This is a genomic window from Bacillus sp. EB106-07-01-XG149 (assembly GCF_058791555.1).
Window position 1 is genome coordinate 232811 of record NZ_JBYTDP010000002.1, and the last position, 22289, is coordinate 255099.

Sequence of the window (22289 nt, forward strand, 5' to 3'; positions counted from 1 at the left end):
AATTCAGATGCATCAAGTAGAACGTTCGTTTCGTTTTTTCTACAGGAACGTAGTAAAAACTATCGTTCTATTCTTTTTTTTCTTCCGCTCCTAATTCTTTCGTATATGCCCCTACTTCTAAATCAATTAATACCTTTTTACCCGGCTCAATTGTTTTTAAGATAAGCGGATAAGCTTCCATACGCTTTGCGAAATTTTGAATCGTAGTGCTCACTTCGTACCCTTCGTTCATATATAAAGTAAGGTGATCTTCATTCGCATTCGTCGGTGAATAACGAATTTCAGAAATAGACCTTAAAATAGTTGGTGTTAATTTTTCAAGCTCAGCAATTAACTCCTTCATTTTTTCCTCTTTAAAAGGTTCAAAAATTGGTGCTGCAACAGGAAGTTTTCCGTTCGGAAGTACATCAAGTGTTTTCCCGTTCTCTAGTAACGGTTGTAATTTCCCATCTTTGTTTATATAACCAATCGTTAAATATTCTTCAATATGAACATCAATTTTATTTGGAAAACGTTTTTTTACATTTACTGCTTTAATTTCTTTTCGTTTCGTTAGGTTTTCTTCTGCTTTATGTGCTGTCACTCGGAAATAACTTGTATCATACGTCACACCTGATTCCTTCATCACTTGTTCATCTGTCATATAATGATTTCCAAACACACTTATCTTTTTGATATTACTTAGCGGAGACCGAAAATAAATTAAAAAGAGCACTAATAAAAATAAAATTGATATGTATAAAATCAACCGATGATTAACGTTTTTCTTGTTTTTCTTCTGTTGATTTTTTAACTTTGGTACACGATCCTGTAGTTTAATCACTTTACTATTTTTCATGTACGATCCCCCTACGTAACATAAAAAACGGCATGTTCCTCATGCCGTTCTTATCTTCTTATTATAACATAAATGATAATGAGCGGAACGAATAACCGTTATCTTCCAATGATTTCTACTTCTGTATGCATTTCTACGCCAAATTTATCCTTGATTGTTTGTTTTATTAATGCAATTAAAGATACGACATCTTGCGCACTGGCTCCCCCAGTATTAATAATAAAATTTCCATGCATTTCAGAAATTTGAGCTCCGCCTATTTGATAACCACGAAGCCCCGCCTTTTCTATTAAGTCTCCTGCAAAGTATGGGATTGGATTCCGAAATATGCTTCCTGCACAAGGATGATTCCACGGCTGTGTTTCACGGCGGTAGTCTTTATTCTTTTGCATGACGCTTACGATTCCCTCACGCTCTCCTACCTGCAATTGAAACTCAGCTTCCAAAACAATACCAGGACGTTTCGTTTGCAATACAGAAGTACGATAGGAAAACTCCATTTCTTCATGCGTTAACCAATCAATTGTTCCGTTTTCAAACAAAATAAGAGCTTTTGATAATATGTTTGATATATCCGATTTATGTGCTCCTGCATTCATATACACTGCACCACCAATACTTCCTGGAATACCACTGGCAAATTCCAGGCCGGATAACCCTTGACGACTAAGTAAAGTTGATAATTTAATAAGGGGATACCCACCACCAACTCTTACTCTATGTTTTTCGACTTCTAAGTGGTCTAATCCTTCTCCTAAACGAATAACGACACCTTCTATACCTAGATCAGATACAAGAAGGTTCGAACCTCGACCAATTACAGTCCACTTTGTTTTATATTTTTTTACTAACTGCAACGTTTTTTCAATACTGGCAACATGCTTTGGCACAATTAAAATATCAGCTGGTCCACCTATTTTCATAGTGGTATAACGCGCTAACGCTTCATTCACTAACACGCGACCAACATTTGCTTCTATAAGCTCATTTACTAATTGCTCCATAAACAATCTCCCCCATACTAAGTATCCTTATTACAGTAGTATGCAGGGCGTTCACCTAACGTTATTTTTTTACAAGCTTATTCATTACTTCATACAGCTTATTTGCTGCATCTGGAATACCTAATTGCCCCGCAGCCAGCTTCATATTTTGTAATGTTTGTGCATCTAATAAAATCTCATCAATATCACGAATAAGTGTTTCTGCTGTTAAATCTTTTTCAAGCAACATTTTTGCTGCTCCTTTATCGACAACGGAACGTGCATTCTTTTCCTGATGGTTATTTGTGACGTAAGGACTCGGTATTAACACACTTGGCTTACCTAACGCGGTTAATTCTGCAAGTGTTGTTGCCCCCGCTCTTGAAACAACAAGATCTACACCTGTAAGTACCTCTGGCATATTATGAATGAAAGGTTTAATAATAACATTATTCGGATTCCCTTTTTGCTTCACTGCTTCCATCACTTTGTCATAATGAACTTCACCTGTTACATACAATATTTCGTAACTTTTATTTCCAAACTGTTCAATTGCCTCTACGAAAGCATCGTTAATCGGTCTAGCCCCACGACTTCCACCAAAAATAAGTACCGATTTTTTAGGAAGAGATAAACCTACTGAACGTTTTCCTTTCATTCCATTCTGATCCATCACTTCTGATGCTCTTGGATTTCCTGTCATCACCACTTTTGACTGTGGAAAATGTTCTGCAGCCGCTTCAAAACAAACCGCAACTTTATCAACATAGCGACTTAAAAATTTATTCGTTACACCAGGTACACTATTTTGTTCATGTACAATGGTTGGAATACCTAATTTTGCTGCAGCATATACAACTGGTCCACATACATATCCACCCGTTCCAATCACAATATCCGGATTGAAACGACGAATATATCGTTTACTATCTTGTACACCCTTTAGGAAGCGCATCACCGTTTTCACGTTATCTAACGATATTTTACGCTTAAATCCACTTATAACAATAGATTGAAACGGTATGCCTGCTTTTGGAACGATTGTGCTCTCTAATCCACTCTCCGTACCAATATATAAAAACCTTGCTTCCGGATTTAATTTTTTTATTTCTCTTATTAGAGCAAGAGCCGGATAAATATGACCTCCAGTGCCCCCACCACTTACTAATACACGCACTACTAACTCCTCCGCTTCTCTTTTCTTATTTCAGTCGTATTTATTTCTATATACATCATGTTTCTTCGCGCACATACGAAAAACCCTGTCTTATAAAACAGGGTTTAGTAGCGAGAATGGCGACTTATATTTAATAATACACCTACTGCCATTAACATTAATGTCAAACTTGATCCACCATAACTTAAAAACGGCAAAGTAATACCTGTTACAGGCATCAATCCTGTTACAACACCAACATTAATCATTACTTGAATCGCAATCATCGCCACAATACCTACTGCTAAAAACGTACCATATAAATCTGGCGCTCCTAAAGCTATACGAATCCCACGCCATAATAATAGACTAAATAATAATAACACAAATGAACCACCAATAAAACCTAATTCCTCGGATAAGATTGCAAATATAAAGTCTGTTTGCGGTTCAGGTAAATAAAGAAACTTTTGTCTACTTTGTCCAAGTCCAAGCCCGAATAATCCACCAGGTCCAATTGCGAGTAACGATTGAATAATTTGAAATCCACTTCCAAGCGGATCTGACCACGGATCTAAATATGATGTAATACGCTTCATTCGATACGGTGCTGATGCAATTAGCCCTACAAATCCTGCTACACCAAGCAAACCAAACATTGCAAAGTGAAAGACCCTTGCTCCCGAGATAAATATCATAATAATACATGTCCCAACCATTACCGTTCCTGTTCCAAGATCTGGCTGTAACATAATCATCCCAAAAGCAAGAAATACAAAACTAAGAGCTGGTAGTAAACCACGTTTAAACGAGGTAATTAATTTTTGTCGTTCCGCTAAAAATTTCGCTAAAAAAATAATCATCGCAAACTTCATAAATTCTGACGGTTGAATGGAAAATGCCCCGATTCCAATCCAACTTCGCGCTCCTCCTCGAACAAGTCCTACCCCAGGAACAAGAACAAGAATAAGAAGAATGAAGCAAACTAGCAAAATTACTTTTGAATACGTACGCCACACCCAATAATCAATTTTCATAATTAAAAACATAGCCACTACACCAATACTTGCAAATAGCAATTGCCTTTTTGCAAAAAAGAACGAGTCCCCCATTTTATAAGAGGCCCAAACCGCACTCGCACTATACACCATAACCATTCCGATTGTTAACAACGCAAGTGTAACGATGATGAGAATAAAATCAGGCGTTTTCTTCATTACCCATAAACACCACCTCTTTAGGCAGAAACTTTTGCCCTATGTAACAAAACATCAGTAGGTGTTAGCCTACTGATGTTTTGATTTACTTTATATAAGTTTATGCACAGCTTGTATAAAAATGTCTCCTCTTTCTTCAAATGTTTTAAATTGATCCCAGCTTGCACATGCTGGAGAAAGAAGAATTACATCGCCATCTGTAGAATGAGCATAAGCTTTCACTACCGCTTCATCTAAAGTATCGACACTTTCAACTGTATCTAATCCCGCTTTTTCTGCAGCTCTTACTAATTTTGGAGCTGTTTGTCCAAATGTTACAATTGCTTTTACATTTTTGAAATACGGAATTAAATCATCGAATTCATTTCCACGATCAAGCCCACCTGCTAATAACACAATCGGTTGTGTAAACGCAGATAAAGCTTTCTCAGTCGCTAATATGTTCGTTGCTTTTGAATCATTATAAACCTTACGATTGTTAATAGTTGTTACATATTCTAAACGATGTTTTACACCTGTAAAACGTTTTAACACCGCCGTAATTGCTTCATTAGAAACACCTAATAATTTTGCGATACTCATCGCTGCTAAAATATTTTCTAAATTATGTTGACCAGGTAAAACGATATCGCCTACTTCAACAACTTTTTCACCTTTAAAACAAAGAGCATTCTCTTTTATACACGCACCATCTTCAATTTCTTTCGTTGTCGAGAATAGTACTTTTTGCCCTTTACTATAAGCAGATAAAGCCATCACATCTGCATCATCTGCATTTATTACACTATAATCATTTTCTGTTTGGTTTTTAAAAATATTTGCTTTTGCTAAACCATATTCCTTCTTCGTCCCGTGATAATCTAAGTGGGCCTCAAATAAATTTAAAAACGCAGCAATTTTAGGTTGGAACAATTCTACTCCCATCAGTTGGAACGATGAAAGTTCTGTAACTACAACTTCATTTTCTTTTGCATCCTGTGCTACTTCACACGCTACAGTTCCTATGTTCCCTGCAATTACAGGATGCTTTTGTCCTTCTTTTAGCATTTCAAATGCAAGCATTGTCGTCGTCGTTTTACCGTTAGACCCCGTAATCCCAACAAATGGCGCTTCTGAAATACGATATGCTAATTCAACTTCCGTAACAATTGGAATTTGCTTTTCTTTCGCAGCAACTAATATTGGATTAGAATACGGGATTCCTGGATTTTTTACTACAAGAGAAATATTTCTCTCTAACAATTCTAAAGGATGACCACCGCATACAACGTCCATTCCTTTCGCTTGTAATTCTGCAGCAAGTACATTATCCGCTAAAGGCTTTCCGTCATTTACAATTACATTTGCCCCTAATTTTTGTAACAGCGTAGCTGCTGCATAACCACTTTTTGCAATGCCTAATACAAGAATATTTTTATTTTGAAATTCAGTTACAGTTTTCAATTACATCCACACCCCGATATAAATTCCTAACACAGCTAATAAAAATCCTACAGACCAAAATGTCACAACAACGCGCCACTCTGACCAACCACATAATTCATAATGATGGTGTAATGGACTCATTTTAAAGACACGTTTTCCTGTTGTTTTAAAAGAAATGACCTGAATAATAACAGATAAAGTTTCCATTACGAATACTCCACCAATGATTACAAGTAGTAATTCTTGTTTTAATAAAATCGCTACAGCTGCAATGGCTCCACCTAAAGCTAAGGAACCTGTATCTCCCATAAACACTTTCGCTGGATTTGCATTGAATACTAAAAATCCAAGTACAGCTCCTACAACTGCCATACAGAATATCGCTACTCCAAATTGCTCTTGCGCTACTGCAATAATACTAAACGCTCCAAATGCAATAGCAGCTGTTCCTGATAATAAACCATCTAAACCGTCAGTTAAGTTAACTGCATTTGATCCACCAATAAGCATAAATAATACAAGTACAAAATACGCCCAACCTAGTTCAAACTTAACATCTGTTCCCGGAATCATGATGTATGTGTGGAACGCTTGCCCTTTTCCAATTAAAAAGAACGCAATAGCAATAACAAGCTGACCTACTAATTTTTGTTTTGATGTTAAACCAAGATTTCTCTTCTTAACTACCTTTATGTAGTCATCTAAAAATCCAATTAATCCGTAGCCAAATGTCACTAATAATAATAACGAAACCTCTGCACCTAAATGATTAAACTTAATCGCCATAATAAGTGAAGTTACCATCATAGATACATATATGACAATACCACCCATTGTCGGTGTCCCTGATTTTTTTTGATGTGACTTTGGTCCCTCATCACGAATACTCTGTCCGAACTTTAATTTCCTTAAAAATGGAATAAACAATGGCGAAAGGGCAACAGAAATTAAGAATGCTACCCCAGCCGTTACTAATAAACCTTGCTCAAGCACATGTAGTCCTCCTCTCACGTTGTTACTCTTCGTTGTTTAAACGCTCTGTAATTGCTTCTTTAGCGACTTCACGATCGTCAAAATGATGAACGTCTTTACCAATAATTTGATACGTTTCATGACCCTTACCAGCAATAATGATGATATCTTCAGCTTTCGCGTTAGCAATTGCATGGTATATCGCTTCTTTTCTATCAATAATTACTTCATAATTATTCCCATTTGCACCTTGCACCATATCATCTAAAATAGCTCCTGGCTCTTCACTTCTTGGATTATCTGAAGTGTAAATTGCATGAGTTGCATATTTTGTTGCAACACTTGCCATGATTGGTCTCTTTGTTCGATCTCTATCTCCACCACAACCGACGATACAATATACATCGCCTTTTGCAAACTGTTTTGCTGTTTTTAATACATTCTCTAAGCTATCTGGTGTATGTGCATAATCAACAATAACTGTATAATTTTGTCCACCATCAACTACTTCAAAACGTCCTGGAACTCCAGCTAGTTGCTTTATTACATCAATAACCGTTTCTAAACTTACACCAGAAACAAGTCCTGCCGCTGTTGCCGCTAGTACGTTATATACATTAAATTTCCCAATCAATTTCATCGTAACATTTACACTTTCATACGGTGTTACAAGCGTAAATGTAGTTCCACCACTCGTCATAACGATATCTTTGGCCATAATATCACTTGTTGTATCAATTCCATACGTTACAACAGTTGCCGCAGTACTTCTCATATATTCCGCAGTTACAGCATCATCGTTATTCAGTACCGCGTACTTTTCACGCTCATGGTTATAACTATTGCCAAGTTGTGCAAATAGCAATCCTTTTGCATGTTTATATTCTTCCATCGTTTTATGATAGTCTAAATGATCTTGTGTTAAATTTGTAAACACTGCTACATCGTAATCACATCCGTGTACACGACCAAGATCTAAAGCATGTGACGAAACTTCCATTACTGTACTATCTACACCGTTCTCAACCATTTTTAAAAATGTCTGTTGAAGTGTTAGTGCATCTGGTGTTGTATTTTTCACCTCAAATGTTTCATCACCGATTTTCATATTAATCGTTCCAATTAGCCCCGTTTTATGACCATGTGCGCGCATAATCTCATCCATAATATGCGATGTTGTTGTCTTTCCATTTGTACCTGTAATTCCGATTAAATGTAACTTGTGTGTTGGTTGACCATAAAAATAATCAGCTAAAACCGCTAACGAACGAAAAGTGTTTTTCACAAGTACAACTGGAACGTCAACATCAATTGGTCTTTCCGCAACAATAGCAGCCGCTCCTTGTGCCGCTGCTTGCTTAGCAAAATCATGGCTATCAACCGTATATCCTTTCATACATACAAATAAGCTTCCCTCTTTCACTTTACGTGAATCAGCTTCTATAGATGTGATTTCTGGATTTTCTTTTGGAACAACTGGAAAATCATGCAAACATGATAAAAGTGTATGCAACTTCATTTCACTAAACCCTCTCTACATTGTGTATTTATCTCTTTTTTAATAAGCAACACGTTACCTCCTAAATATGTAAAATAGGAGGTAAGTGCTACTGTGTCTAATAAATAGACTTATTTATAATTGGGGCTCTTACAGCCTCAAATTAAGTAACTCTTCTATAAAGAACTCACTTCCACCAATTGTACCATAAAACGTACTAGGTTACCTTTAATTCCCGAAGTAAATTCTAATTTTTGAGCCTTCTTTCACTTTAGCTCCTGCTTCTGGGGATTGTTTAATTACTTTCTCTCCGTCTCCACTTATATCAAGCTTCAAATCGACGAGTTGTGTCTGTAAGTCTTTCTTTTTCATACCAATTAAATTCGGAACTTCCACAGTTGGTGTATCGCCCCATTTATATTCTCTCTCAACTTGTTCTTTTCTCGGTTTCACTCCCATAACAGGAAGTGCATCCCGAAGAATATTCCCAACAATTGGAGCTGCTACTACTCCACCAAATTGCGTTACACCTTTCGGATTATCAACAGCAACATAGACAACAATTTCCGGATCATCCGCTGGAGCAAAACCGATAAAAGATACTATATAATTATTCTCTAAATATTTACCATCTTTCACCTTTTGAGCCGTACCTGTTTTTCCACCTACACGATACCCATCAATGAAAGCACCTTTACCAGATCCCTTTGCTACAACATTCTCTAATGCATACCGAACTTTTTCTGAAGTTTCCTTGGAAATAACTTTTCTTTTTTCCACAGGTGTCTTTTTACTTACAACTTGATTGTTCTTCGGATCAATAAATTCCTTAGCTATATACGGTTGATACAATGTTCCACCATTTACAGCCGCTGCTACTGCCGCTACTTGTTGGATTGGCGTAACAGAAACACCTTGACCGAATGAAGTTGTTGCTTGCTCGACTGGACCGACTTTATCTAAATTAAATAAAATCCCACTACCTTCACCTTGCAAATCAATTCCGGTTTTCTGTCCAAAGCCGAAATTACGAATATATTTAAACAATCGGTCTTTACCAAGACGATCACCAAGTTCAATAAATCCTGGGTTACATGAGTTTTGAACTACTTCTAAAAACGTTTGGCTACCATGGCCTCCCGCTTTCCAGCATTTCAATCTAGCTCCACCCACTTCAGCTGCTCCATCATCATAAAACGTATCTTTCTCTAAGTCTACTAAATTTTCATTCAAGGCTGCTGCTAACGTAATGATCTTAAATGTTGAACCAGGCTCATAGGTACTCCATACTGGTAAATTTCTATTATACACTTCTGGAGAAACACTTTGAAAATCTGCTGGATCAAAACTCGGCCGACTCGACATACCTAAAATTTCACCATTTTTCGGATTCATTGCAATCGCAATCATACCATCTGGATTATATGTCGACTCTGCAATATTCATTTCTCTTTCCATAATTCTATTAATACGTGCATCAATTGTTAAACCTAAATTCAAACCAGCTTCTGGTTTTTTGAAATCATCGCCAACATTAGGCATCCTTTGTCCTTTTGCATCTGCAAAAAAACGCACATGACCTTCATCACCATTTAGCTCTTTATCATAATATTTTTCCAGTCCCATAAGACCTTGGTTATCACTACCCGCAAACCCTAATACGTGTGATAAAAAGTTGCCAAATGGATAGTACCGGATAGAGTCCTCTGCGATATAAACACCTTTCAAACTTAATCCTCGTACCTCTTTCGCTTTATCATGTGATATTTTTCTTCCACCTTTATCTAACCTTACAATCGATTCTTTTTTTGTAATCCGCTTATAAACCTCATCTTTTTCCACACCTAATACTGCAGCTAACTTCTCTGCAGTCTCTGCTGGTTTTTCAATTTGCCTCGGTACAACAAAGACAGTTGGGGCACTTTTATTCGTAGCAAGTTCCACACCATTCCGGTCTAAAATCTTCCCACGTTCAGGTTCAAAAGTAATATTACGACTCCATGAATCTTTCGCACGATCCGTTAACATATTCCCAAGAAAAAATTGCACATATCCAAGACGAATATCGATGATAGTGAAAATAAGTATACCTGATATGAGTATAAAAATAAGTCGTTTTCTAACTGTTACATTTGATACACGCATATTGGAACAAGCCTCCCTTACGCCTAGCTTGTTCCAATATATGCTTGTACTTATTTAATTAGAACTTCTTCTCTTTTACCATTACTGTTTTTCTGCTTCTTGTTGTGGTTCAAGTGGCGGTACAAGTGTTACACCTAACTCTGTACCAGGTTGTAACAATGTTCCTTCTGCCACACTTTGTTCAGTTACATATCCGGTACCAGTAGGTTTTAGGTTAAGCTTTAATGTTTTCGCTAAATTCATAACATCACGCAGTGCCCAGCCTTGTATATTTGGCATTGTAGGTTTATCTCCTACTAAGAAGACTCGGTCACCTTTTAATGTTTGCTCAGTTGCTTTTGGCACTTGCTGCTGCACTTTCCCTTCACCTAATACGATTGGACGAAGTTTTGCTTTATCAATTGCCTTTTTCGCTTCTTCCATCGTTTTCCCTGTTACATCCGGAACGACAGTTTGTTGTTCTTTTACATATTTTTTCGGGTCTTTTATTTCATTTGGCTTAATCTTTAAATACTCTAAACTATTTTTAGTTACATATTTAAAAATATCAGCTAAAGGCTGTGCGCCATTCTCATCATCTTTCAATTTCGGCTGTTTTACAGCTACATACACAACAAGTTGCGGATCGTCCATAGGTGCCATCCCTAAGAATGAGAATATATAATTCTCTCTTCCCGTCATATAGCCACCTTTTCCATCCGGAATTTGCGCTGTCCCTGTTTTACCACCAACTGAATATCCATCGATTTTATAAGCAGTTCCTGTTCCTTTCGGCGATGTAACGACGCGTTCTAATAACTGTCTTACTTGCGCTGCTGTTTCTTTCGTAACAGGTTTTCCCACTTCTTCTGGCTTATGTTCTAATTTTACTTCGCCTGTTATTGGATCTACAATTTTATCAATTGTATAAGGTTTCATCATTTTTCCATCATTTGCAATAGCAGTTGCAGCTTGTACAAGCTGTATTGGCGTTACAGTAGAACCTTGTCCAAAAGCTGTTGTTACTTGCTGTATTTGCTGATCGAATATAATTGTATTTGAACCTTCACCAGGTAAATCAATGTTCGTTTTTTCATCTAATCCAAAACTATGAATATATTTTCGGAAACGTTCTGGGCCAAGTTTTTGATCCCCTAAAATTGCAAACGCTACGTTGGAAGAGCGCTCTACCCCTTCATCAAATGTGATAGATCCCCATCCTGCTCCGCCGTTATGATCTTTTATTTTTCGGTTTCCGACTTGATATGTACCAGACTGATAATAATCTTGTCCTTTATACACACCTTCATTAATAGCTGCCGCTAGCGTGAAAATTTTCATTGTTGATCCAGGTTCAAATGCATTTGCAATTGCGTCATTATAAAAATATTTATTATTCTCTTGGTTCGGATCATAACTAGGCTTACTAGACATCCCTAATATTTTCCCTGTTTTTGGATCCGCAACAATTGCTATTAAGCTTTCTGGTTCATAATGTTTACTCGCTTCTTTCATTGCGTCTTCTAAATAACTTTGAATACGCTGGTCAAGTGTTAGATATACATTATCTCCATTTTTAGGTGCCTCTACATTCACTTTCCCGCCGTCAAGAGACACGCCTTTACGATCGCCTGTATAAGCTACTTTTCCGTTAGAAGCTCCTAAATACTTATCCAAACTCTTTTCTAAACCAAATTGCCCTATAGCAATCCCCTTATCATCAGGTCTCGCATGACCTACGACATAAGATGCGAAATCACCGTTTGGATACACTCTTGCATTTTCAGTAATAAAAGATATACCTGGCAATTTTAATGCTTCTATTTGTTCCTTCTGTTCTTTCGTCAAGCCCTTACCTAATTTCCCAAATTCCACTTGACTTCTACCTTCTTTATTTAACGTATCTAAAATCTTCTCTTCATCTTTTCCGAGTACTCCCGCAATTTTCTTTGCAGTATCCTCTTTATCCTTAACTGGATTCGCACCTTTTAATTCCGCTACAAGTTTATAAGAGTTTGCATCTTGCGCTAATACATGACCATTTTGATCATAAATCGTCCCGCGATTCGCTTCCAGAACTCCTGTTTTACTATGTTTTTGCTTAGCAAGTGCATCCAAATCTTGATTATGAACAGTTCCTGTTGCTTGTATGTAAAAAAATCGGGCTAACAATAGCAAAAAGAGCAGGAGGAATAAAATCATAAAATACCCTGCTCCCTTATTGGTATGAAATTTAGTCATATTTCTCTTCATTTTCCCTTCACACCTATTGCCTTATTTGAGGCCCTTCACATTATTCGCATTAATTTCTAGCCCGTGCTTTTTTGCAACTTCAGCGATTCGTTCATAGCGACTTAACTTCTCTACTTCAGCCTGTAACTCTTGATTTTCTTTTTGCTGCTGTACAATTTTTTGTTCTATCGTCGCTGCTTCTACATTAACTTGATAAAGGCCTGCTTTATTTCCAATAAACGCTACACAGGCATACAATAAAAAGCCAATAAATGCTACATACAACAGTTTTTCGATTCTTGTAATCTTCGCTTTAGCTTTTGGCTGAACCATCTGCTGTGGGGGCGTTTGAATCTGTATCTCTTCTTGCGCTTGTTGTTTGTACTTTACAGCTAAGTTACTCATACCTCTCTCCCCTTTTTATCGTTTTTCAGCGATTCTCAATTTCGCAGAACGCGCTCGATTATTTTCTTCTAACTCTATATCAGAAGGTAAAATCGGTTTTCTTGTAATAAGTTTTAATTTCGGCTTAAATTCATCAGGAATAATTGGTAATCCTGGTGGCAATTGTGGCGTTGTACTATTTCGCTTAAACGTCGTTTTACAAATACGGTCTTCTAAAGAATGGAATGTTATAACACTAACTCTTCCGCCCGGCTTGACCATCTCAATTGCAGATTCCAACGCTTCTTCAAATACTTTCAATTCATCATTTACCGCAATACGGATTGCTTGGAACACTCGCTTCGCAGGGTGTCCACCCGTTCTACGAGCAGGAGCTGGAATACCCTCTTTAATTAGTTCTACTAATTCTCCTGTCGTTTCAATAGCTTTATTCTCACGATACGCTTCAATTTTCCTTACTATTTGTTTTGAAAATTTCTCTTCACCATACTGGAAGAAAATCCTTACAAGTTGCTCATATGACCAGCTATTTACAACATCATATGCTGTTAATGGGGCATCTTGATCCATCCGCATATCTAACGGTGCATCATGATGATAACTAAAGCCACGCTCTGGTGTATCTAATTGTGGGGATGAAACACCTAAATCAAATAAAATACCATCTACTTCTGTTATACCTAATTCCTGTAGTTTTTCAGATAAATAACGGAAATTACTCTTTACTGTTATGAACTGCTCACCGTATGAAGAGAATCTTTCTTTCGCATTTTGAATCGCTATCTCATCTTGATCAAACGCGATTAATCTTCCACCTTCAGTTAATTGGGATAATAAATAAGAACTATGTCCTCCTCCCCCCAGTGTACAATCTACATATGTACCACCTGGCTTTATATCTAAGCCGTCTACTGTTTCCTTCAAAAGCACTGTTACGTGTTTAAACATTGTTGCACCTACTCTTTTTCCAATTAATTATGTTGAATGCATCTCCTCCTCCAAACGCATATTTCACGATTAGAGAACGAAATACTATGAAAGAACGACTCATTTAACTTGCCTACAAAGGCAGCATACTATACAAATCGCTATTTTCTTTTATTATATACTAAATTTTATCATCTTTTGCGGGAATTTAAATAAAAAACTGTCGAAAAAGATGATAATACGTTTACATTTTGTGCTATTTTGTCATATATTTAAGTATCCTGCATAATTACGATATCCACTTTTTTAAAATTAATAATTCAGAAAAATTCCACTTCACAGTAAATTCAACGGGACAAAAATAAAATCCTGCTCCTAAGAGCAAGATTCTATAGTTTTATAACATGATGTTTTCCGTCCCAAGAAAACGGTTTTTCCATTACACGATCCACGAAATCCAAACCGAACTGATTTAAATAGTAACATACATTCCACACACGCTCTTGCGGCGCCCCTAATGGACGAAGTGCAAATTGTATGCGACGGAATTTATTTAGCTGTACTTCATGTTTTTTCTCAACATTTCTTTTCAACATTCTTTCCAACAGTTCAATTTGTTCATTAATTTTGAATTCATTTTTCCCTGCAAACGCACTTAATCCAGGATCTATTTTCTTCACAAACTGTTGTAATGACGTATGGATATCAATTATTTCTTTTTTCGCCTCTACAAATCGATCATCTATCGGTTCCTCTATTTGATTAGATAACCAGTTTTCACGCAACTTATCTACGTTATTTAAAAACGGATCACTGTCTTGCAATTGCAAATCGTATAAATCTGTCGCTATATCCCTCTCTACATAAGTGATTGTAATACGCGGAACGACAGGCGGCATTTGGAAACCAATCGTATGGAAAACTTGTTGCAATTCACTCCAGTAAGCTAATTCCCCTGGTCCTCCAATAAACGCGAGCGTAGGAAATAGATACTCTTGCATAAGAGGGCGCGTTACAACATTATTACTAAAGCGTTCCGGACTTCTTTCCATCTCTTCCATCAATTCCTCATATGAAAAGGAATACGCTCCATCCTTCCCTACAAACTTCCCTTGATCGTCTTCAAGTAATACTCGCTCATTATCAATTTCCATGAATATATGTACTGCATTATACTTTGTTTCAATAATCGGTTTATATCCTAACTCTTTAATTATTTCCTGTTGGTTATGAAGCCCCTCTTGCACTTCTTTATACTTACCTATAATTTGCTTAAAAAACGGCACTTCTAATTTTCTTAATTCAGGATGATGTGAATCAACAAGAATTAAACCAGAATTAACGAACATTTTCATAATAAGATGGGCAAAGAAATCTACATACGTATTCGATTCCCCCAAAGAATCATCAATAAATTGCAGTACATCCTTTGTAAAATTCGTTTCAGGGTATGTTTTGAAAATTTCTTCAATCCACTTTCTACAGTCTTCCAAAGAAAGCTCGGACTCTGAAGCACTCGCCACTTTCGGATTACGATCATGAAAAATAGTCTTTTTTATTTTTTTATTCTTCGTTACAAAAGTATGATTAATTTCATCCATATCATGGTCTTCACCAGCAATCCAGAAAACAGGAACAACTTTAATACCTAAACTTTCTTCCTTCTCCCTCGCAAGCTGTAAAACTGAAATAATTTTATGAATTGTATAAAGTGGTCCAGTTAATAACCCAGCTTGTTGTCCAGCTATAACAACATATGTATTTTCTTCTCCAAGCGCTTTTACATTTTGAATCGTAGCTTCTCCCGCTTGTAAATTTGTATTATATTCTAATAAATGCGCTACTAAATCTTGGCGGAAAAACTCCCTCTCACGCAAATCATGTACACGCTGTTTAAAAGCATCTTCTGTTAACATATAGTCAAAACACGACTGTATCTCTTTTTTACCGTTCATATAGTCCGCTACAACACCTTGTTGCGGAACAGAGATTTCTTTTATCTCCATATAATTCTTCCTTTCGTATCCTGTTCTCTCACCAATCCACATTGTAGTCAATGTTGCACGTAAAAGCAAAGAATTACACTTATTCTTTTACTTCTAATCCTTTTATTGCATCGAACAAAAATTGAAGTGTCGGAACGGATCGTTGCTGTTTCTTAGCTTCCTCTAATACATATCCAACAATCGCACCAATTTCCGTTTGTCTATTCGCCCTTACATCTGCCAGCATAGATGATGTATTATGAGACGTTCTTTCACATACGTGACGTACCATTTTCCATACCATTTCTTTTTCTTCTTTAACAAGAAAAACGACTTCCTGAAATACTTGCTCCATCAATCGAATAAAAAACGGGTTCGTAATCAACTCTCCGTTCTGGACTTGTAATAATGCTGTCAATGGATTGATACATACATTAACTACTAATTTTTTGTGCATGACATCCTTCCAATCATCTTCTATTTGAATCGGAAAATGAGGAAATGGAAAGCACTTAAATATTTTTTCGAAGTGTATAGACTGGCCGTGCACGATTCCAAACTTCGTTACACCTATCCCCGTATGATAAACGATATGTCTTTCTTCTTTTTTTGCACCATGCTCTACAATCCCAACTGCAATATTTTCATTCCCTATTTTCTGCATAGCATGAAGATGCGACATTCCGTTTTGCAAAAAGATTAATGAGGATTCCCCTCGCACAAAAGGCAGTATGTCAGTTATATGATATTGCTTAACAGCAATAAATATATAGTCTAGCTTCTGGTCTAGCATACTTTCTATTGGCAAAACAGGTGGGAATACGGTTTCACGTTTTTCCTCCCTCATACAAGTTACACCCGTTCTATTCAATTCCTCAGCCTGTTTAGCTGTCCTTGTAAACAACGTAACATCTTGATTACTTTTTTGTAAATAAAATGCATATAACAGACCGATAGCTCCTGGTCCCACAACTCCGATTTTCATTTTCACACAAGGAACTCATATAAATACGATACACAAGTCCCTTTTCCCTCCCCCTTTTTATCCCGCAAACGCCTGATTGGTGCGGAATCATAATTAACTAAAGGTGAACAAATCCCACCGATTACAGTTTCACTTTATCTTTCTCAATTCCATGAACACATTTTACAATTTCATTGCTCTTTAACAACCAAATGCAACCTCTTCTTTCAATATGTATATACTACCTATTAATATGCTTCTACTCTTAGTTTAGCAAATCCTCAAAAAAATAATAAAAGAAATATACTATCTTCTTCATAAAAATAAAAAAATGAGTTATAATATTATTATAAATATTTTTACTTTTCTGCATTCAACGAGACAAGAAAAGGATGTGATGTTATGGGATTCCCAAAAGTTGAGCGCTTGCTCATCAATTATAAAACATTAGACGAATTTAAAAAATTTAAAGGTTGCGGAGCTCAAGAACTATCCATGTTAGAAGAATTACAGGCAAACATTATTGAAAACGATAGTGAATCTCCATTTTACGGTATTTATTATGGCGGATCACTAATTGCACGTATGAGTCTATATATGAAAAGGAACGGCGGGGAACCATTCGAAATTACAGGTACTTACCTAGAACTCTATAAACTTGAAGTGTTACCAACTTTCCAAAAACAAGGATTCGGAGAAATGCTTGTAAATTATGCGAAGGGGCTACAGTTCCCAATTAAAACGATCGCACGTATCCATTCAGCTGGTTTTTGGGATAAATTAAATTTCCAGCCTATATCAGTACCTGATGGTGATTTTTATGTTTGGAACCCAGAAACAAATTTGAATGCGGTTACAAACGAAGAGTCTGCATAAGAAATAAAAAAACAGCTACATAGCAGCTGTTTTTTTATTTCTTTAACTTTTCTAATTTCCCATTTGAACGAGCGCTATTTCTTTCCGCTACCATTACACTTCTTTTTTGATCGATATAATCAAGCAATGTTCTATACTCTTCCTCATATACTGATAATCGCTCCAAAAGACTCTCTCTCTCTGTTTGTAACGATTCAATTTGCTGTTGCAACACCATTAAAGAGTTTTCATCTTTATAATTTTGCAAGAAATCAATAACATCATTCAATGTAATTGACGTAGGCTCTACTACCTTTGTCTCTTTTACTTCATAATTTTCTACTTTACGTAGTTGCTTCGCTTCTTCAATACGTTCTTTGTATTGCTTTCTAACGTAAGAATTCCATCTAAAGCCACATGCTGCTGGTGTACGAGATAAATGTCTTCCCACTTCTTTAAAGGCAGATAATTGCGTTCCACCTTCTCGAATATGCCGGAGTACTACTTCTGCCAGAAGCAAATCTTCATCATCAGTCCAAGCATCTTGTCTTGTTGTCGCCATCTCTCTAGTCCTCCCTATGCATTTTTTATTAAGCATATGCAGTTACTAGAAAAGATAGAATACAACAAATAAAGAATAAGACAAAAAAAATAAACGTAGAAGATATCTTCTACGTTTATTTTCCCGCAATTACTTGCTGATTACTTCTTTACCTTTGTAAGTACCGCATGCTTTACATACACGGTGAGCTAATTTCGCTTCACCACAGCTTGGGCACTCTACCATACCAGGTACTGATAATTTGAAATGCGTACGACGCTTTCTTTTTACTGTTTTAGAAGTTCTTCTAAAAGGTACAGCCATTCTTCCCACCTCCTTAAAAGAAATAGTTATTTTCATATGAAGGCCTAAACCAGTCTTCCGATTATTTGTCAAAAAACTTTGCAAGTCCTGCTAATCGTGGATCAACAGTCTTTTCTTTGTTTTCTTCCGAAATCACTTGCCAGTCTTGACCTTGCATCGGTGCTCCACCAGAAACATCATCACTGAAAATTTGCATTGGAATCTCCAAAAGTATATTTTCCTTGATTACGGGCAGTAAGTCAAGTACTTCTCCTTCTAAACAATGAATTTCAGCTTCAGTTTCAAATTCTTCTTGTGAAGTTTGGAACACCTCAGTTGTTTTAATGTCAAATGGTAATGTCACATCTACTAAAGAGCGAGAACATGGTAAAACCATGCTTCCAGTTATATGTAGATGGAACGTAAACTTACCGGAGCCAAAATCAACTCTTCCTGTTACATGAGCAGGATTAATTTCACGAATATCTTTCTCGACCTCTTGCAGCTCACTTACATCTACCATCTCATCCAATGTCAATCCTTTATTTCTCAATTTATTCAATTGATGGATGGACCATTTCATATCATATCACCTCAAGGCAACAAACAAAATTATAGCTAGCCATTTTATATTTGTCAATGTTTTTTCTTTACACTATAATGAAGTCATCATAGTAAATAATATATAGAGTATCACGTTTTTGAAAAAGATGCTACATCGAAAGGAGAGATTACCATAAAAGCCAGTGGTATTGTTGTTGAATATAACCCTTTTCATAACGGTCATGATTATCATGTGCAACAAACAAAAAAGTTAACACACGCCGATATTACAATCGCTGTTATGAGTGGCCCTTTTTTACAGCGTGGTGAGCCAGCACTCATATCCAAATGGTATCGTACCAAAATGGCCTTATCATGCGGTGTAGACCTTGTTGTAGAGCTTCCATACGCCTTCTCAACACAAAAGGCTGAAACCTTTGCAAATGGCGCTATTTCTATTTTAAACGCCCTGCGTGTTTCTGAAATTTGTTTCGGTAGTGAAGATGGGCAGATTGAAAATTTTCATAACGCCATCTCTGTGCAAAAAAATGAAGAAGATACTTTTAATCGTCTTGTAAAGCAATTTATGAATGCAGGTAACAGTTACGCAAAAGCTACATCTGAAGCCTTCCTACACATTTTACCATCCGAAAAAAACATAGACATGTCACAACCGAATAACATATTAGGATTCCAATACATGAAATCAATTTTCTTACAAAATAGTTCTATGCAAGCACAAACGATAAAAAGATTCGCATCTCATTATCATGATGAAACATTTAGCGACCAACATATTGCAAGCGCAACTAGTATTCGTAAACAACTTTTTAGCGAAAATAGTTCTTTTACAGAAATTGAGCCTTTTATCCCAAAAGTGACTGCTTCTCTTTTAGCAAGTTACAAACAAAACTACGGGATATTACATAATTGGGAACAATACTTTTCATTTTTCAAATACAAACTCATGACGATGTCTCCAGAAGACTTACGACATATATATGAAATAGAAGAAGGTTTAGAGCATCGTATTTTATCAAAAATACAAAACAGTTCCTCCTTCCATTCATTCATGGAAGCATTAAAAACGAAGCGTTATACATGGACTAGATTACAAAGAGCTTGTACACACATTTTAACAAATACAACAAAAGAAGAAATACATAGCGCAAATATAGAGCAGCATGCACCGTACATTCGTCTACTAGGCATGTCACAAAAAGGACAAACTTACCTTTCAAAAAACAAGAAAAAAATAGAACTTCCCATCCTTACCCATACAAAAACATTTGACCATCCTACTTTACATATAGAGCGAAAAGCCAATTCTGTATATTTCTCCATCATGCAAGAACCATTACGAACACAACTACTAAAACAAGATGCAACACACCATCCAATTCGTTATGATGAAACAACTGCAAAATTTCTATAAAAAAACCTCTCTTTTTCAGAGAGGTTTATTTTTTCTCGCCCATTTTTTCCAAATACAGCAATGCATCATCCAGCGTATCAACTGGTACAACTTTCATTTTTGTTTTAATATCTTTCGCAGCCTCAAGCGCATCTTTATAATTCGATTTCTCCGCACCTTTTTCATTTGGCGCAAAGAACACTTCAGCACCAGCATCACTTGCAGCGACCACTTTTTGCTGAATACCACCAATCGGGCCAATTTCTCCCTTTTCATTTATCGTCCCTGTTCCAGCTATTTCATGCCCTCTTGTTAAATCATCTTCCACAAGTTGATTATATATTTCTAATGTAAACATTAGGCCTGCCGATGGTCCGCCTATTTCATGAGAATCAATTTTCACTTTCGGATCTACCACTAATTCTCTTTCAGTAACGATAGAAACCCCTATACCAACACGCCCATTACCATTCGGAATGGTCTTTACATTTAAATTTTCTTTTAGCTGTTTCCCATTCCTCTTGTACTCAATATTTACTGCTTCCCCTTCTTTTTTTCCTGTCATATATTCAATAAATTGCTCCGTCTTTTCAAATGTTTTTCCGTCGACAGCTATGATGACATCTCCAAGCTTAAGCTTTCCTTCTGACGGCATCCCTTTCGCTACTCCTGCAACCAATACACCTTTATTTTCAAAAGAAACAGTACGGTTTGCACGTTTATACGCATTATAGATTGCTGCATTTTGCGAATCTTTCATCGCATAATTTTGGCGAAATTGATATTCTTCATCACTCTCACCTTTTTGCAATATTTCTTCCGCTTTCGAAATATGTGTATATTTATTAAACTGTGCCGCTATTAAATTCACCACATTTGCTGGTCCCATTGAAACCGTAACAAGCATAAAATCACCGGATTCTTTCGTTCCACCCTCAACTTGAACGTAAGGCTCTAATTTGGCCGCCATTCCTGGTTTTGTTACATAATACGGTAAACGTACGTAAACAAGTAACATCGCCAATATAACCCCTATTAAAATTGCATATATAAACCGAAAACGCTTAAACATTATGTTTCTCCTTCCACTGCTCAATTAATAAATAAATATTTGCAACATGTTTTTCCGCCTCTACTTCTCCAACTCGAATAATGTCTTCAATGTTTGTAAAAGCACGTGAACTAAATTGTTCTACAGCTGGTCGCATCATTAAATCCGATGCAATTTGTCGATTCATCACCAGCTCATGTTGCATAATTTCAATACTCTGCATAATTACATCATAAATAGACGTAACCTCTCCATTCACTTTAATCGGCGATACATCAACAGCAATAACAATATCGGCACCTAACTCTTTCACAACCGATACTGGAATGCGATCAATCACTCCGCCATCCACCAATAATCGTCCATCTATTTTTTCTGGTACAAACACTCCAGGTACAGATATGCTAGCTCTCACAGCCTCTGCAACAGGACCACTTGTAAAAACTACTTTTTCCCCCTTCAAGATGTCAGTAGCCACAACAGCCGTCGGGATATCTAACTCTTCTAAATTTTTATTATATGTAAACATTTTAATCATATCTTTGACACGTTTTCCAGCAATAAATCCCATTTTCGGAACTGTAAAATCTAAATAATATTTCCTCTTAAAAACATTTGCCAGTTTATACAACCTTTCAACGTTTGAGCTAGCTGCATAAAACGTACCTACTAAAGCCCCCATACTACTTCCTGCAATCATATGAATCGGTATACCATTTTCTCTTAAAACTTTTATAACACCAATATGCGCAAACCCTTTTGCGCCCCCAGATCCAAGAGCTAAACCAATTTTCGGTTCTTTCATTTTTCTCACCCTTTAATTTTTTTCATTCCTTTTTCATACTTATGGTCTAAA

The 22289-nt window shown here is 36.5% G+C and carries 20 protein-coding genes; 2 read left to right on the forward strand and 18 right to left on the reverse strand.

Translation table 11 applies throughout. The annotated features are described in order from the left end of the window. Nucleotides 1-67 precede the first annotated feature (67 nt). From divIB to panE, 13 genes are all read right to left on the reverse strand, one after another. Nucleotides 68-838 carry a cell division protein DivIB gene (gene divIB / locus AC3WTA_RS07150; RefSeq protein WP_000798232.1) on the reverse strand — a complete coding sequence of 257 codons (771 nt, stop codon included), beginning with the start codon at nt 836-838 and terminating at the stop codon, nt 68-70. Between the two features lie 98 nt (nt 839-936). Then, complete coding sequence (gene murB, locus AC3WTA_RS07155; protein WP_000437051.1) at nt 937-1842, reverse strand: UDP-N-acetylmuramate dehydrogenase; 906 nt, start codon at nt 1840-1842, stop codon at nt 937-939. Between the two features lie 61 nt (nt 1843-1903). After that, a complete protein-coding gene (murG, locus tag AC3WTA_RS07160; RefSeq protein WP_001265424.1) occupies nt 1904-2998 on the reverse strand; it encodes an undecaprenyldiphospho-muramoylpentapeptide beta-N-acetylglucosaminyltransferase in 1095 nt (364 codons plus the stop codon). 104 nt (nt 2999-3102) lie between these two features. Continuing rightward, nucleotides 3103-4194 (reverse strand): stage V sporulation protein E, encoded by a 1092-nt coding sequence (spoVE, locus tag AC3WTA_RS07165; RefSeq protein WP_000753517.1) that lies wholly within the window; start codon nt 4192-4194, stop codon nt 3103-3105. 90 nt (nt 4195-4284) lie between these two features. Beyond that, nucleotides 4285-5637: a UDP-N-acetylmuramoyl-L-alanine--D-glutamate ligase gene (gene murD, locus AC3WTA_RS07170; RefSeq protein WP_000860100.1), complete on the reverse strand. Its 1353-nt coding sequence runs from the start codon at nt 5635-5637 to the stop codon at nt 4285-4287. Further along, nucleotides 5638-6612, reverse strand: coding sequence for a phospho-N-acetylmuramoyl-pentapeptide-transferase (mraY, locus tag AC3WTA_RS07175; RefSeq protein ID WP_000893058.1), 975 nt, complete (start codon nt 6610-6612; stop codon nt 5638-5640). It abuts the gene before it with no gap. A 22-nt stretch (nt 6613-6634) separates the two neighbouring features. Next, nucleotides 6635-8110 (reverse strand): UDP-N-acetylmuramoyl-L-alanyl-D-glutamate--2,6-diaminopimelate ligase, encoded by a 1476-nt coding sequence (gene murE, locus AC3WTA_RS07180; protein ID WP_000766287.1) that lies wholly within the window; start codon nt 8108-8110, stop codon nt 6635-6637. Nucleotides 8111-8317: 207 nt separating this feature from the next. Continuing rightward, on the reverse strand, nt 8318-10234 hold the full coding sequence (locus tag AC3WTA_RS07185) for a stage V sporulation protein D (RefSeq protein ID WP_001266244.1): 1917 nt from the start codon (nt 10232-10234) through the stop codon (nt 8318-8320). An 81-nt stretch (nt 10235-10315) separates the two neighbouring features. Then, on the reverse strand, nt 10316-12466 hold the full coding sequence (locus AC3WTA_RS07190) for a penicillin-binding protein (RefSeq protein WP_078183234.1): 2151 nt from the start codon (nt 12464-12466) through the stop codon (nt 10316-10318). 21 nt (nt 12467-12487) lie between these two features. Further along, entirely contained in the window at nt 12488-12850 is a 363-nt protein-coding gene (gene ftsL / locus AC3WTA_RS07195) for a cell division protein FtsL (protein WP_000067079.1), read from the reverse strand. 15 nt (nt 12851-12865) lie between these two features. Beyond that, nucleotides 12866-13798, reverse strand: coding sequence for a 16S rRNA (cytosine(1402)-N(4))-methyltransferase RsmH (rsmH, locus tag AC3WTA_RS07200; RefSeq protein ID WP_000472512.1), 933 nt, complete (start codon nt 13796-13798; stop codon nt 12866-12868). Between the two features lie 368 nt (nt 13799-14166). Next, complete coding sequence (gene bshC / locus AC3WTA_RS07205) at nt 14167-15783, reverse strand: bacillithiol biosynthesis cysteine-adding enzyme BshC (protein WP_000403050.1); 1617 nt, start codon at nt 15781-15783, stop codon at nt 14167-14169. 79 nt (nt 15784-15862) lie between these two features. After that, nucleotides 15863-16753, reverse strand: coding sequence for a 2-dehydropantoate 2-reductase (gene panE, locus AC3WTA_RS07210; protein ID WP_000782387.1), 891 nt, complete (start codon nt 16751-16753; stop codon nt 15863-15865). 375 nt (nt 16754-17128) lie between these two features. On the opposite strand from panE, the gene AC3WTA_RS07215 reads away from it, so the two are divergent. Continuing rightward, nucleotides 17129-17602, forward strand: a complete 474-nt coding sequence (locus AC3WTA_RS07215) for an N-acetyltransferase (RefSeq protein ID WP_000506703.1) — start codon at nt 17129-17131, stop codon at nt 17600-17602. A gap of 34 nt (nt 17603-17636) precedes the next feature. On the opposite strand, the gene AC3WTA_RS07220 is transcribed toward AC3WTA_RS07215, so the two are convergent. The 3 genes from AC3WTA_RS07220 to AC3WTA_RS07230 all read right to left on the reverse strand — a co-directional run bounded on the left by AC3WTA_RS07220 (nt 17637) and on the right by AC3WTA_RS07230 (nt 19008). After that, nucleotides 17637-18143, reverse strand: coding sequence for an RsfA family transcriptional regulator (locus AC3WTA_RS07220; RefSeq protein WP_000246481.1), 507 nt, complete (start codon nt 18141-18143; stop codon nt 17637-17639). A 129-nt stretch (nt 18144-18272) separates the two neighbouring features. Continuing rightward, nucleotides 18273-18446, reverse strand: coding sequence for a 50S ribosomal protein L32 (rpmF, locus tag AC3WTA_RS07225; protein WP_001984764.1), 174 nt, complete (start codon nt 18444-18446; stop codon nt 18273-18275). Between the two features lie 61 nt (nt 18447-18507). Further along, entirely contained in the window at nt 18508-19008 is a 501-nt protein-coding gene (locus tag AC3WTA_RS07230; RefSeq protein ID WP_000872150.1) for a YceD family protein, read from the reverse strand. A 153-nt stretch (nt 19009-19161) separates the two neighbouring features. Here AC3WTA_RS07230 and AC3WTA_RS07235 point away from each other — a divergent pair, with 153 nt between their 5' ends. Beyond that, entirely contained in the window at nt 19162-20403 is a 1242-nt protein-coding gene (locus tag AC3WTA_RS07235; protein WP_492332889.1) for a nucleotidyltransferase, read from the forward strand. A gap of 25 nt (nt 20404-20428) precedes the next feature. Here AC3WTA_RS07235 and AC3WTA_RS07240 read toward each other — a convergent pair whose 3' ends face one another. Both AC3WTA_RS07240 and AC3WTA_RS07245 read right to left on the reverse strand, forming a co-directional pair. Continuing rightward, nucleotides 20429-21454 carry a SepM family pheromone-processing serine protease gene (locus AC3WTA_RS07240; RefSeq protein WP_000476312.1) on the reverse strand — a complete coding sequence of 342 codons (1026 nt, stop codon included), beginning with the start codon at nt 21452-21454 and terminating at the stop codon, nt 20429-20431. Next, complete coding sequence (locus AC3WTA_RS07245; protein WP_000662602.1) at nt 21447-22238, reverse strand: patatin-like phospholipase family protein; 792 nt, start codon at nt 22236-22238, stop codon at nt 21447-21449. Before AC3WTA_RS07245 ends, AC3WTA_RS07240 begins: the two co-directional genes overlap by 8 nt. Nucleotides 22239-22289: the final 51 nt, after the last annotated feature.